This window comes from Streptomyces nogalater (assembly GCF_039532885.1).
Classification (GTDB): domain Bacteria; phylum Actinomycetota; class Actinomycetes; order Streptomycetales; family Streptomycetaceae; genus Streptomyces; species Streptomyces nogalater.
In genome coordinates this window covers 317399-330350 of the sequence record NZ_BAAASM010000006.1, presented here as the reverse complement: position 1 = coordinate 330350, position 12952 = coordinate 317399, and the positions used below count along the sequence as shown (strand labels likewise).

At 71.3% G+C, this 12952-nt stretch carries 10 protein-coding genes and 1 tRNA gene; 4 read left to right on the top strand and 7 right to left on the bottom strand.

Annotated elements, in window-relative coordinates; all coding sequences use genetic code 11:
- Positions 1–42: 42 nt before the first annotated feature.
- The 6 genes from pknB to ABD350_RS07190 all read right to left on the bottom strand — a co-directional run bounded on the left by pknB (position 43) and on the right by ABD350_RS07190 (position 8506).
- Complete coding sequence (gene pknB / locus ABD350_RS07215) at positions 43–2070, bottom strand: Stk1 family PASTA domain-containing Ser/Thr kinase (protein WP_344346934.1); 2028 nt, start codon at positions 2068–2070, stop codon at positions 43–45.
- 206 nt (positions 2071–2276) lie between these two features.
- Positions 2277–3761 (bottom strand): peptidoglycan D,D-transpeptidase FtsI family protein, encoded by a 1485-nt coding sequence (locus ABD350_RS07210; protein ID WP_344346933.1) that lies wholly within the window; start codon positions 3759–3761, stop codon positions 2277–2279.
- Positions 3758–5209 carry an FtsW/RodA/SpoVE family cell cycle protein gene (locus ABD350_RS07205; protein ID WP_344346932.1) on the bottom strand — a complete coding sequence of 484 codons (1452 nt, stop codon included), beginning with the start codon at positions 5207–5209 and terminating at the stop codon, positions 3758–3760. Before ABD350_RS07205 ends, ABD350_RS07210 begins: the two co-directional genes overlap by 4 nt.
- A gap of 27 nt (positions 5210–5236) precedes the next feature.
- Positions 5237–6937 carry a Stp1/IreP family PP2C-type Ser/Thr phosphatase gene (locus ABD350_RS07200; RefSeq protein ID WP_344346931.1) on the bottom strand — a complete coding sequence of 567 codons (1701 nt, stop codon included), beginning with the start codon at positions 6935–6937 and terminating at the stop codon, positions 5237–5239.
- Positions 6938–7077: 140 nt separating this feature from the next.
- The gene (locus ABD350_RS07195; protein WP_344346930.1) at positions 7078–7617 is read right to left on the bottom strand and encodes an FHA domain-containing protein FhaB/FipA; all 540 of its coding nucleotides are present in this window, start codon (positions 7615–7617) and stop codon (positions 7078–7080) included.
- Positions 7618–7627: 10 nt separating this feature from the next.
- On the bottom strand, positions 7628–8506 hold the full coding sequence (locus ABD350_RS07190; RefSeq protein WP_344346929.1) for an FHA domain-containing protein: 879 nt from the start codon (positions 8504–8506) through the stop codon (positions 7628–7630).
- A 457-nt stretch (positions 8507–8963) separates the two neighbouring features.
- On the opposite strand from ABD350_RS07190, the gene ABD350_RS07185 reads away from it, so the two are divergent.
- Positions 8964–9047: transfer RNA gene (locus tag ABD350_RS07185), tRNA-Leu, on the top strand.
- Between the two features lie 248 nt (positions 9048–9295).
- Here ABD350_RS07185 and ABD350_RS07180 read toward each other — a convergent pair.
- On the bottom strand, positions 9296–9886 hold the full coding sequence (locus ABD350_RS07180) for a TetR family transcriptional regulator (RefSeq protein WP_344346928.1): 591 nt from the start codon (positions 9884–9886) through the stop codon (positions 9296–9298).
- A 150-nt stretch (positions 9887–10036) separates the two neighbouring features.
- On the opposite strand from ABD350_RS07180, the gene ABD350_RS07175 reads away from it, so the two are divergent.
- From ABD350_RS07175 to ABD350_RS07165, 3 genes are all read left to right on the top strand, one after another.
- Positions 10037–11506: a DUF2252 domain-containing protein gene (locus ABD350_RS07175; RefSeq protein ID WP_344346927.1), complete on the top strand. Its 1470-nt coding sequence runs from the start codon at positions 10037–10039 to the stop codon at positions 11504–11506.
- A gap of 206 nt (positions 11507–11712) precedes the next feature.
- Positions 11713–12525 (top strand): hypothetical protein, encoded by an 813-nt coding sequence (locus tag ABD350_RS07170; protein WP_344346926.1) that lies wholly within the window; start codon positions 11713–11715, stop codon positions 12523–12525.
- Between the two features lie 44 nt (positions 12526–12569).
- Positions 12570–12899 (top strand): rhodanese-like domain-containing protein, encoded by a 330-nt coding sequence (locus ABD350_RS07165; protein ID WP_344347055.1) that lies wholly within the window; start codon positions 12570–12572, stop codon positions 12897–12899.
- The last annotated feature ends 53 nt before the right edge of the window (positions 12900–12952 follow it).

The following is a 12952-nucleotide window of genomic DNA, read 5'->3' as shown; positions in this document are numbered from 1 at the left end:
CCGCCGGGACATCCCGGCGGGGCCACACGGCGGCGTCAGGCGTCAGCCGCCCAGGCCGCCGAAGAAGTTCGTCTCGCCGCCGTCGCCGTCGTTGTCGCCGTTGCCCCCGTTGCCCCCGTTGCCCCCGTTGCCGTGGTCGCGGCCGAACGAGACCGTGGTCAGCGTGACCGTGGTGCCGTTCGGGTCGGCCGTGCTGTTCGGCTGCGGGTCCTGCTGGGTGACGAGCGCGTTGTCGTCACCGGAACTGCCGGGAGCGAACTGGATGTTGTTGAAGCCGGCCTGCTGAAGCATCTGCCGGGCCTCCTTCACCCGCCGGCCGACGACGCCCGGCACCGACGACTGCTGCTGCTGGGCCTTGCCGACGTTGATCACCACGTTGGTGTTCTTGACGACCTGCTGACCCGCCAACGGGTTGGTGTTCTGCACCTTGCCGTCCTGGGCGGGATCGGTGACCGGGGTCTCGGTGCAGCTCGGCACCAGTCCCTGGGCCTGGAGGGTGGCCTTCGCCTCGTCACAGGACTTGCCGGCGACATCGGGAATCGCGATCTTCTCCTCCGGCTTGGCGACCGTGAGGGTGATCGTGGTGCCCTTCTCCTTGCTGACGCCGGGCTCCGGGTCCTGGTTGATGACGACGCCCGGCGTGCGGTCCGACACCTCCAGCTTCTTGTCGACCTCGAAGCCCTTCTCCTTGAGCTGGGTCTCCGCCTGGTCGAACTGGGCCCCGCGCACGTCCGGCACCTGGACCTTGGGCGCGCCCGTGGAGATCACCAGGTTGACCGTGCTGTTCTTGTCGACCTTCTTGCCCTGCTGCGGGTCCTGCGAGCACACGTTGCCCGTGGCCTGGTCCTCGCACTCCTTCTTGCTGATCGACACCTTGAGGTCGACGTTGGCGGCCATCTTCTCGGCCGTCTTCTGCGGCTGGCCCACGAACGCCGGCACGGGCACCTTGCCGTCGTCGCCGTTCTTGCTGAACGCGTACTTGCCGATCAGAATCGCGCCGACCAGCACCAGGATGCCCGCGATCACCAGCAGGACCGTGCCGGTGCCGGACTTCTTCTTCTGCTGGCGGCGGCGGTCCGGGCGGTCGTCGTAGCCGTAGCCGCCGTCGTCGGGGTTCATCGGAGGCAGCACGGTGGTCGCGCCCGCGTCCGCGCGCAGGGCGGTCGTCGCCTGCTCATCGGGGTAGCCGCCGTAGCCCACCGCGCCCAGCGCGGCCGTGGCCGCGACCGGCTGGCCGTCCAGGCAGGCCTCGATGTCGGCACGCATCTCGTCGGCCGACTGGTAGCGGTAGTCCGGGTCCTTGACCAGCGCCTTGAGGACGATCGCGTCCATCTCGGGCGTGATCTCGGGGTCGAAGACCGACGGGGGCTGGGGCTCCTCGCGCACGTGCTGGTAGGCCACGGCCACCGGGGAGTCGCCCACGAACGGCGGCCGTACGGTCAGCAGTTCGTAGAGGAGGCAGCCGGTCGAGTACAGGTCCGAGCGGGCGTCGACCTGCTCGCCCTTGGCCTGCTCCGGGGAGAGGTACTGGGCGGTGCCGATGACCGCGGCCGTCTGGGTCATGGTCATGCCGGCGTCGCCCATGGCGCGGGCGATGCCGAAGTCCATCACCTTGACCTGGCCGTTGCGGGTCAGCATGACGTTGGCCGGCTTGATGTCCCGGTGGACGATGCCGCTGCGGTGCGCGTACTCCAGGCCCTGGAGGATGCCGATGGTCATCTCCATCGCCCGCTCGGGCAGCAGCTTGCGGCCGGAGTGCAGCAGCTCACGCAGCGTGGACCCGTCGACGTACTCCATCACGATGTACGGGATGGAGACCCCGTCGATGTAGTCCTCGCCCGTGTCGTAGACCGCGACGATCGCGGGATGGTTGAGCGAGGCGGCCGACTGGGCCTCCCGGCGGAACCGGGCCTGGAAGGACGGGTCGCGCGCGAGGTCCGCGCGCAGCGTCTTCACCGCAACGGTGCGGCCGAGCCGGGTGTCGTGCGCGAGGTAGACCTCGGCCATGCCACCGCGGCCGAGCACCTGGCCCAGCTCGTACCGGCCGCCGAGGCGACGCGGCTCTTCCATAGCTACCTACCAGCCCTCTCCGTCGGTCTCGGCCGCGCCCCTGTGCGCGGCCGGAGGCGCTGCCGTCCGGGCCTACCGTACCCGGCTCGCTCTGTGTGACCTGGCCAAGCCCGTAACCCGATACAGGACCGGTATCGCAACGTGCGAGGATGTGAAAGGCGTGTGAGCGGCCTCACTTGCGCGGGCCGCGTCACGTGCGGGGCCGGTCACTTCTTGGCGTTGACGACCGCCTCCATGACGTTCTTCGCGATCGGCGCGGCCAGGCCGCCACCGGAGATGTCGTCGCGGTTGGCGCTCTCGTCCTCGATCACCACGGCCACCGCCACCGGCGAGCTGCCGTCGGGCAGCTTGGCGTAGGAGATGAACCACGCGTACGGGTTCTCGCTGTTCTCCACGCCGTGCTGGGCGGTCCCGGTCTTGCCGCCGACCTTGACGCCGTTGATCCGTGCGTTGGTACCGGTGCCCTTCTCGACCACCGTCTGCATCATGTCCTGCAGGATCTGCGCGTTCTTCGGCGACAGCGGCTGGCTCAGCTCCTCCGGCTCGGTCTTGGCGACCTCGTCCAGGTTGGAGGACTGGAGCGAGTCGACCATGTACGGCTTCATCAGCTTGCCGTCGTTGGCGACCGCCGAGGCCACCATCGCCATCTGCAGCGGGGTGGCGGCGGTGTTGTACTGGCCGATGGAGGACAGCGCGGTCTGCGACTGGTTCATGTCGTCGGAGAACACCGAGGCGGTGGCGCGGACCGGGGTGAACTGCTCGGAGTCGAAGCCGAACTTCTTCGCCTCCTCCAGCATCTTGTCGTTGCCGAGGTCGGAGCCGATCTTGCCGAAGACGGTGTTGCAGGAGAACTGGAGCGCGACCCGCATGGTCGCGTTCTCGCACGGGATGTTGCCCTCGTTCTTCAGCTCGGTCCTGGTGCCCGGCATGATCCATGGCAGCGGCGTGTCGGTCCGCTCGTCGGCCGAGGTGTACTTGCCGTTCTCCAGCGCCGCGGCGGCCGTGACCACCTTGAAGGTCGAGCCCGGCGGGTAGGTCTCGCGCAACGCCCGGTTCAGCATCGGGTCGTTGGGGTTGTATTTCTTCTGGAGCTTCTTCCAGGCCGCCGCGTCGTCGTTGGTGTTGCCCGCGAAGGAGGAGGGGTCGTACGACGGGTAGGAGGCCAGCGCCAGGATCTTGCCCGTGGACGGCTCCAGCGCGACCACCGCGCCCTTGCCGCCCTGCTTCTTCAGGCCCTCGAACGCGGCCTTCTGCGCGCCGGCGTTGAGCGTGGTGACGACGTTGCCGCCCTGCTGCTCCTTGCCGGTGATCATGTCCAGGGTCTTGCGGAAGAACAGCCGGTCGTCGTTGCCGGTGAGGATGCCGTCCTCGATGGACTCCAGCTGGGTGGCGCCGAAGGCCTGCGAGGCGTAGCCGGTGACCGGCGCCCACATGGCGCCGTTCTTGTACGTCCGCTTGTACTTCAGGTCGTTCAGACCGCTCTTGCTGGTCTCGGTGGACCCGGTGATCGGGTCGCCGCCCACCAAGATGTCGCCGCGCGGGGTGGCGTAGCGGGCGATGGTGACGCGACGGTTCTTCGGGTCGTCCTTGAGGCTGTCGGCCCTGACGTACTGGAGGTAGTTGTCCCGCAGCAGCAGGGTCAGCACGAGCAGACCGCAGAAGATCGCGATACGGCGCAGGGGCTTGTTCATGACGGGCGGACCACCTGGGTCATCTCGGCGTCGGGGTTGCTCGCGGGGGCGGGCGCCGGGCGGCGGGCGGTGTCGCTGATGCGGATCAGGATGCCGATCAGGGCCCAGTTGGCCAGCACGGACGAACCACCGTACGCGAGGAACGGCATGGTCATACCGGTCAGCGGGATGAGACCCATGACTCCGCCGGCCACCACGAAGACCTGGAGGGCGAAGGCGCCGGACAGGCCGATGGCGAGCAGCTTGCCGAACGGGTCCCGGGCGGCCAGGGCGGTGCGCACACCGCGCTCCACGATCAGGCCGTAGATCAGCAGGATCGCCATGACCCCGGCCAGGCCCAGCTCCTCGCCGAAGGTGGCGAGGACGAAGTCGGAGTTGGCGGCGAACCGGATCAGGTCCGAGTGGCCCTGCCCCCAGCCGGAGCCGAGGGTGCCGCCGGAGCCGAAGGCCCACAGGGCCTGCTGGAGCTGGTCGGAGTGGAGGATGCCGTCATGGGTGACCTGGCGGCTGAGCTCGTACTCGCGCATCGGGTCGAGCCAGGCCTGCACACGGGTCTGGATGTGCGACTCGAAGCTCGCCACGCCGACCGCGCCGACCGCGGACATCAGCAGACCGAAGACGATCCAGCTGGTCCGCTCGGTGGCGACGTACAGCATGATGACGAACATTCCGAAGAACAGCAGCGAGGTGCCGAGGTCCGTCTCGAAGACCAGGATGAGGATCGAGATCGCCCAGACCACCAGGATCGGCCCGAGGTCACGGCCGCGGGGCAGGTACAGGCCCATGAAGCGGCGGCTGGCGAGGGCCAGAGCGTCGCGCTTGACCATCAGATAGCCGGCGAAGAAGACGGCGAGGACGATCTTGGCGAACTCACCGGGCTGGAGGGAGCCGAGGCCGGGGATGTTGATCCAGATCTTCGCGCCGTAGATGTCGGCCCCGAGGCCCGGCACCAGCGGCAGGATGAGCAGCACCAGGGCGCTGAACATGGAGATGTAGGTGTAGCGCTGGAGGACGCGGTGGTCCTTCAGGAAGATCAGCACCACGACGAACAGCGCGATGCCCAGCGCGGTGTACAGCAGCTGGCGGGGCGCGGCCGTGACGAAGTTGGGCAGTGACTGGAGCAGCTTGGACTGGTCCAGCCGCCAGATCGCGACCAGTCCCAGCCCGTTGAGCAGGGTGGCCAGCGGCAGCAGCAGCGGATCGGCGTACGGCGCGAACTTCCGTACGGCGAGATGGGCGACGCCGGCCAGCAGCCCGAGGCCCAGGCCGTAGCTGAGCAGCCCGGAGGGGACCTGGTCGCTGATGGCCAGGCCCACGTTGGCGTAGGCGAACACCGGGATGGCCACGGCGAAGACCAGCAGGGCCAGCTCGGTGTTGCGGCGGCTCGGCGCGCCGATGGCGCCGATCGTGGACGTGTGATGCGTCGGCGAATTCGTAGAACTGCTCATCGTGTGACGGGGCCTCTCACGGCTTGCCTACTGCTTACCGCACAGCGAGACGACCTTCTGCTCATCCTCCGAGAGAGTGGGGCCGGGGCTGGGGGTCGCGGACGGGGTCGTGGACGGAGCCTTCGAAGGGGTCGCCGGGGACGTCTTCGAGGCCGACGGGTTCGGGGCCGGGGTGGCCTTCGTGACGAGGGAGGCCTGGGCGAAGGCGACCACCGGCGCGGCGGAGTCCGCGGAGAACGCGGTGCGCGTGCCGACGGCGGCGGTGGTGCCGGTACCGGCGGTGGTGCCCGTACCGGTTCCCGTGGCGCCGCCGGTGCCGGTGCCGGCGATCCCGCCGGTGCCACCGGTCCCGCCGGTGGCCTTGTCGCCGTCGGTGGTCTTGGCCTTGTCGTTCTTCGCGTCGCGCGCGGCCTCGTCCGCGGCCTTGCGCTCGGCCTGCTTCCGGCAGGCGGAGGCCTGCACGGCCAGCTCCTCGACCTTCGTCCGCGCCGCCTGGAGGCCGCCCTCCGCGATCGTGGCCTTCACCTGCTTCTGCTGGTACGGCGGCAGGTACTTGAGTTCGATCTCGGGGTGGTCCTTCTCCACCTTCGACAGCGACACCCAGGCCAGGTCCTGGCTGATCCCGCGGTACAGCGCGACGTGCTCGTCTTTGGCGCCGACGTAGTACTGCGTCTGCGTCCAGCGATAGCCGCCGTACAGGCCGCCGCCCACGACGGCCAGGGCAAGGGCGCCGTACAGGGACGTCTTGAGCCATCCGCGCTGCTTGCGCGGCTTGCCGAAGTCGTCGTCGGCGTACTCGCCGAACTCGCCGGACTGCTGGTAGCCGCCGTCACCGGAGCCGGGCGGCCCGAACTCGCCGCCGCCGTGTCCCCGCCGGCCCAGGTGGGCGGCGCGGCCGGCCGGGGTCTGCATGATGCCGTTGTCCTGCGGGTGGTGCTGGTTCTCGGCGACCGCGCCGACCACCACCGGCTGGTCGGACAGCTGACCGGCGAGGGTGTCGCCCTGGTCCAGGTCCAGCACGTCGGCGACGATCACCGTGATGTTGTCGGGGCCGCCGCCGCGCAGCGCGAGCTGGATCAGCTCCTGCACGGTCTCCTGCGGGCCCTGGTAGCTGGCGAGGGTCTCCTCCATCGTCTGGTGCGAGACCACGCCGGACAGGCCGTCGGAGCAGATCAGATAGCGGTCGCCGGCGCGTACCTCGCGGATGGAGAGGTCGGGCTCGACGTGCTCGCTGCTGCCGAGGGCGCGCATCAGCAAGGAGCGCTGCGGGTGGGTGGTGGCCTCTTCCTCGGTGATCCGGCCCTCGTCGACCAGCCGCTGCACCCAGGTGTGGTCCTGGGTGATCTGGGTGAGGGCGCCGTCGCGCAGCAGATAGGCGCGCGAGTCGCCGACGTGGACCAGGCCGAGCCGCTGTCCGGTCCACAGCAGGGCGGTCAGGGTCGTGCCCATGCCCTCCAGCTGCGGGTCCTCCTGGACCATGGCGCGCAGCTGGTCGTTGGCGCGCTGCACGGCGGTGCCGAGGGAGGTGAGGATGTCGGAGCCGGGCACGTCGTCGTCGAGCGGGACGATGGTGGAGATCACCTCGGAGGAGGCGACCTCGCCGGCCGCCTGGCCGCCCATGCCGTCGGCGATCGCCAGCAGGCGCGGGCCGGCGTAGCCGGAGTCCTCGTTGTGCCCGCGGATCATGCCCTCGTGCGATCCGGCGGCGAAGCGCAGTGACAGACTCATGCGCACCTCGCCCGTCGGCTCAGAATGCAGCCGGTCGTGTCGAGCCACACTGCCCACCCTCCGGTCGGGAGCGCGCCGGAGACCGGGTGGCGGCCTGCCGCGGCGTGCTCGCTCCGCTCGCGCTTATCCATGACGTAGCACTACTTCCGCAGCTCGATTGCGGTCTTGCCGATGCGGATCGGCGCGCCCAGCGGGATCGGTGTGGGGGTCGTCAGCCGGGACCGGTCCAGGTACGTGCCGTTGGTGGATCCGAGATCCTCGATGATCCACTGGCCGTTCTGGTCCGGGTAGATCCTGGCATGGCGGCTGGAGGCGTAGTCGTCGTCCAGCACGATCGTGGAGTCGTGCGCCCGGCCCAGGGTGATGGTCTGGCCCTGCAGCGCGACGGTGGTGCCGGTGAGTGTGCCCTCGGTCACGACCAGCTTGGTGGGGGCGTTGCGGCCGCGCCGGCCGCCGCCCTGCTGGCCGCGCTGCGGCGGCGGTGCGGCCTGCTGCCGGGCCTGTTGCCGGGTCTGCTGGCGCCCGGACTGCTGCGGCCGGGCGGCCTCCCTACGCGATCCGCGCTGGGTGACGCGCGTACCGAACAGGTCGCTCCGGATGACCTGCACGGCCACGATCACGAACAGCCACAGTACGGCCAGGAAACCCAGCCGCATGACCGTGAGGGTCAGCTCTGACATTGCCCCCGCTTCACCCTTCGGCTTGCCTATAGATAACGGTGGTGCTGCCCACGACGATCCGCGAGCCGTCGCGGAGCGTAGCGCGGGTGGTGTGCTGCCCGTCCACCACGATGCCGTTGGTGGAGCCGAGATCCTGGATCGTCGAGGGCGTTCCGGTCCGGATCTCGCAGTGCCGGCGGGAGACGCCGGGGTCGTCGATCCGCACATCGGCGTCGGTGCTGCGGCCCAGCACCAGCGTCGGGCGGGAGATCTGGTGGCGGGTGCCGTTGATCTCGATCCAGTAGCGGGTGCGCGCGCCGCTCATCGGCGCCGCGGAGGGCCGCTGGGTGGCGGGTTGCGGATAGCCGTACCCGCCGGGGCGGGCGCCGGGCGGCGGCGTCGACGGCATCGGGGGCGCGCCGGTAGGCGGTGCGGCGGGCGGGGCGGGCTGCGGATAGCCGTAGCCGCCGGGGGCACTCGTCGCGGGGCGGCCGGCCGCCGGGGCGGGCGGCGCCTGCTGGTCCTGCTGGCTGCTGGAGGAGGCGAGGGTGCGCGAGCGCACCCGGTACAGGCCGGTGTCCAGGTCGTCGGCCTTCTCCAGGTTGACCTTGATCGGGCCCATGAAGGTGTAGCGCTGCTGCTTGGCGTAGTCGCGCACCATGCCGGCCAGCTCGTCGCCGAGCTGCCCGGAGTAGGGGCTCAGGCGCTCGTAGTCCGGCGCGCTCAGCTCCACGATGAAGTCGTTGGGCACGACGGTGCGGTCGCGGTTCCAGATGGTGGCGTTGTTGTCGCACTCCCGCTGGAGCGCTCCGGCGATCTCCACGGGCTGGACCTCGGACTTGAAGACCTTGGCGAAGGTGCCGTTCACCAGACCTTCGAGACGCTGCTCGAACTTCTTCAGGACTCCCATGGGGCACCTCCTCCGTCCCTGCCGTCGTCTTGCCTTGCTGTGTGCCGCTGCCTTGCCGGGGTACTGCCGGGTACTGCTTACTGATCGTATCTACGCGCCCGCCAATCAGCCGGTTCCCCCAGCGGCTCCCCTTCGAACTCCTGGTGCGTGTCCTGCTGCCCCTGGATCGTAGAGGCGGGCGAAGACCAGTGTCCCGCACCGGGCTGTGCGCCCGGCCCGCCTTCCGGGGAGACGGCCGGGACCGGTACGAGGTTGATACGTGAACCGTGTCTCCCTGAGACGGAGTGGCGCGGGCGGTGCGCGTGGGCCACGTGCGCACCGGCCTGCGACGGGGCGCGGACGGAGCCCGCCGGGGGCGCCCGGGAAGGGATGTGAATCAACCCCCAACGACGTGCTAATGTTCTCGATGTCGGAAGGGGCCAGCCCGAAAGGGAAGGAACCGGAAGACACACCCAATGCGCGGGTGGCGGAATAGGCAGACGCGCTGGATTCAGGTTCCAGTGCCCGCAAGGGCGTGGGGGTTCAACTCCCCCCTCGCGCACAACGAGGTACCGATGAAACGGGCCCCGGCCGGTGACGGAAGTCACGGCGGGGCCCGTTTCTCGTTGTCCGCGCTGTCATGAGACACCGCAGGTCTCGGGCGGAATCACGGCGGGGCGGTGGCCCGTGACCTATCTCACGGGCCACGGTCCCGTTCTCGTCATGTCCTGTATGTCCTGCATGTCCTGTGGGGCGAAGGACGACGGTCCGCTGGGTTTCCCGGTTCGGCGGCCGTCGCCCGGGGCGCGGTCAGAGGCGGAGTCCGCCAAGGTGGTCCAGTGCCCGTGCGAAGAGGGCCGTCAGGTCGGGCTCGCCGTTCCGCTCCGCCCAGTACATGAGCGTCTCGGTGGTCACCGCGACGAGGACGGCCGCGCACATCCGGACCTCGTACGCGTGCGCCTCCCGGCCCGCGCGCCGGGCGAGCAGCGCCGCCGTGTGCTCCACCTGTGCCTCCTGGTGCTGCCACATGCGCGCGCGCAGCGGCCGCACCCGCGCGGCCAGCCCGAGCCGCGCCAGCGTGGTGTCCGGGTCCGGGCCGACGCGCCGGGCGAGCAGGTCGTGGAGCGTCGCCCGCACGGGGTCGTCCGCCGGTGGCCCGGCGGGACCCGGCACGGAGTCCGGCCCCTCGGCGCCCGGGCCGGGGTCGTCCATGAGGACCACGTCCTCCTTCGCCGGGAAGTAACGGAAGAACGTGCTCGGCGAGACGTCGGCCGCGTCACAGATCTGTTCGACGGTGGTGTGGTCGTACCCCTGCTCCACGAAGAGACGGAGGGCTTCCTGCCGGAGAAGGCGGCGGGTCTTGGCCTTCTTCCGCTCCCGCAGGCCGGGTCGGGTGGTCATGGGCCTGTACCTTCCTGACGCATGAGGCCGCCGCCCATTGTCCCACCGGCACCGCGGGGCGCCCGGTCACCGGTTGTACCGTCTCCCCGAGCCGGCGTTCGTCCCGACGTCGGTTCGAAGGCGTGCGGGCAGTGCGGGGAGGCGGTCGCGATGACCGGAAGCGGTGAGCGGGCGGCGGACCCGGTGGACCGGAAGGCGCGCCGGCTGCCCAGGGTGCGGGGCTTCGCCCCCTGGCCGCCGCAGGGGTCCCCGGGCTCCTGGGGTTCCTCGGGCTCCCCGGGGGGTTCGCCGAAGGAGGAGGGCAAGGCTGTGCGGCGGAGCGTGCCGCGGTCCGCCCACCGCGCGTTCGACCCGGACGCCGGCCGCCCCGACGCGGTGACCGCGGTCCGCGAGTCCAACGCCGGCCGCGTCCCCGAGCTGACGCCGCTGCGCGTGGGCCGGATGGCGGCCGGACCGTTCGCCTTCCTGCGCGGCTCGGCCGGGCTCATGGCGTACGACCTCGCCCGCACCCCCATCACCGGGATCGGCACCCAGATATGCGGCGACGCGCACGCGGGCAACTTCGGCCTGTACGGCGATGCCCGCGGCGACCTCGTCATCGACCTCAACGACTTCGACGAGACCGCGCACGGCCCCTGGGAGTGGGACCTGAAGCGGCTCGCGGCCTCCCTGGTGCTGGCGGGACGGGAGGCGGGCGCCGACGAGGACACCTGCCGCGCGGCGGCCCGCGACGCGGCCGGTGCCTACCGCCGCACCATGCGGCTGCTCGCCAGGCTGCCCGCGCTCGACGCGTGGAACGCCATCGCGGACGAGGAACTGGTCTCCCACACCGACGCCCACGACCTGATCGGCACCCTCCGGCGGGTCTCGGAGAAGGCCCGGTCCAACACCAGCGGCCGGTTCGCGGCGAAGTCGACCGCGCCCGTCGCGGGCGGCGGGCGCCGGTTCGTGCCCGCCCCGCCGGTGCTGCGCGAGATCCCGGACGCCGAGGCCGCGGCGGTGGCCCTGGCCCTGGAGGAGTACGCCGGCACGATCGGCGAGGACCGCCGTCCCCTGCTCGCCCGGCACGCCGTGCACGACGTGGCCTTCCGGGTGGTCGGCACCGGCAGCGTCGGCACCCGCTCCTACGTCGTCCTGCTGCTCGACCACCGCGGGGAGCCGCTGATCCTCCAGGTGAAGGAGGCCCGCCCCTCCGCGCTCGTCCCGCACCTGGCCACGGCCGGTTTCCCGGCGCCGCCGGTGGCGCACGAGGGCCGCCGGGTGGTCCTCGGCCAGCAGCGGATGCAGGTGGTCAGCGACATCCTGCTGGGCTGGACCACCGTCGAGGGGCGCCCCTACCAGGTGCGCCGGTTCCGCAACCGCAAGGGCAGTGTCGACCCGGCCGCCCTCCCCGCCGACCAGCTCGACGACTACGGCCGGATGACCGGCGCCCTGCTGGCCCGCGCCCACTCCCACAGCGCCGACCCGTGGCTGATCGCCGGATACTGCGGCAAGAACGAGGAACTGGACGAGGCCATCGCCGCGTTCGCCGTCGCCTACGCCGACCGCACCGAGTCCGACCACACCGGCCTCCTGACGGCCATCCGAACGGGCCGGATCGCGGCGGAGACGGGGGTGTGAGCCGCCGCGCGGGCCTGCGGGACGAGTCCCGGAGCGCACGGTTCCTTCCCGGTGCGGTTCCCCGTACCTCCCCGGGAGCGCGGGGAACCGCGCGCCCGGCCCCGACGCTCCCGCACCCGGCGACACACCCGCACCCCTACGGCGGGACACCCGGCCCCGGCCCCGCCCAGGCCCGGCGCGGCGCCCCGCAGCGATACGCTGAGCGGGTGACCACCCCCGAAGCCGGCCAGTCCCAGGCGCCGCGACCCGAGGAGCGGCTGGAACAGGCCGTCCGGGCCGCCGAGCAGGCGCTGATCGAGTACGAGATCGCCGTGGAGACGTTCCGCGTCGAGGTCGAGAACTTCTCCCGACTGCACGACCAGCGGCTCGGCCCGCTGTACGTCCGGATCGAGGAACTGGACGCGCAGATCGCCGAGGCGCGGGCCGCCCGCACCGGCGACCCCGAGGACGTCCGCCGCGCCGCCGAGGCCCGTGCCCGGGTGCTGCCGCTCCCGGACGTGGAGGAGCTGCTGCACGGCTGGATGGACGGCGACGGCCTGTTCCCCGAGGCCACCGCCATGCTCACCGGCCAGGCGGTACGGCCCCCGCAGCGGGTGCGCCCCAGTGAGCAGGCCCGCAAGCTCTACCGCGACCTCGCCCGCAAGGCCCACCCGGACCTGGCCCAGGAGGAAGCGGAGCGCAAGCGGCGCGAGGAGTTCCTCAGCCGGGTCAACGCCGCCTACGCCCGTGGCGACGAGGCCCTGCTCACGGAGCTCGCCGCCGAGTGGGCCGCCGGCCCGGTGCCGCCCGAACGCCGGCCGAGCCCCGCCGAGGAGCTGTACGCCCGCCTCGAATGGCTCGCCCAGCGCAAGGAGCTGATCAGCCTGGTCGCCCGCGAGCTGGAGGAGGGCGCGATCGCCGGGCTGCTCCGGCTCGCCCCGGACGATCCCGACGGGCTGCTCGACGAGATCGCCGGCCGGCTGCGTGCCGACATCGCCCAGCGGGAGGCGGAGCTGGCCGGGCTGCTGGAGCAGGGCTGAGCCGGGCTTCGGGTAGCGTCGGAGCCATGAATTTCGGAGCTGGTGTGCCCACGGTCCAGGTGTCGGACGTCAAGGACGATGCCTTTCTGCTGGATGTCCGCGAGGACGACGAGTGGCAGGCGGGCCACGCCGAGGGGGCGCTGCACATCCCTCTCAGCGAGTTCGTGGCCCGTTACGGCGAGCTGACCGAGGCCGCCCCGCAGGACGGCCGCGTCCACGTCATCTGCCGCGCGGGCAGCCGCTCGGCCCAGGTCACCATGTACCTCGTCCAGCAGGGCGTCGACGCGGTGAACGTCGACGGCGGCATGCAGGACTGGCAGCAGGCCGGCCGCCCGGTCGTCACCGACGACGGCGCCCCCGGCTTCGTCCTGTAGCCGCCCCGGCGTCGCGCTTCCCCCAGCCGGGACGCGGCAGGTCCGCCTCGGCG

Coding starts and splice junctions, on each gene's coding strand:
- pknB (WP_344346934.1), bottom strand. CDS start 2,070: ATGGAAGAGCCGCGTCGCCTCGGCGGCCGGTACGAGCTGGGCCAGGTG.
- ABD350_RS07210 (WP_344346933.1), bottom strand. CDS start 3,761: ATGAACAAGCCCCTGCGCCGTATCGCGATCTTCTGCGGTCTGCTCGTG.
- ABD350_RS07205 (WP_344346932.1), bottom strand. CDS start 5,209: ATGAGCAGTTCTACGAATTCGCCGACGCATCACACGTCCACGATCGGC.
- ABD350_RS07200 (WP_344346931.1), bottom strand. CDS start 6,937: ATGAGTCTGTCACTGCGCTTCGCCGCCGGATCGCACGAGGGCATGATC.
- ABD350_RS07195 (WP_344346930.1), bottom strand. CDS start 7,617: ATGTCAGAGCTGACCCTCACGGTCATGCGGCTGGGTTTCCTGGCCGTA.
- ABD350_RS07190 (WP_344346929.1), bottom strand. CDS start 8,506: ATGGGAGTCCTGAAGAAGTTCGAGCAGCGTCTCGAAGGTCTGGTGAAC.
- ABD350_RS07180 (WP_344346928.1), bottom strand. CDS start 9,886: ATGACCACCCGACCCGGCCTGCGGGAGCGGAAGAAGGCCAAGACCCGC.
- ABD350_RS07175 (WP_344346927.1), top strand. CDS start 10,037: ATGACCGGAAGCGGTGAGCGGGCGGCGGACCCGGTGGACCGGAAGGCG.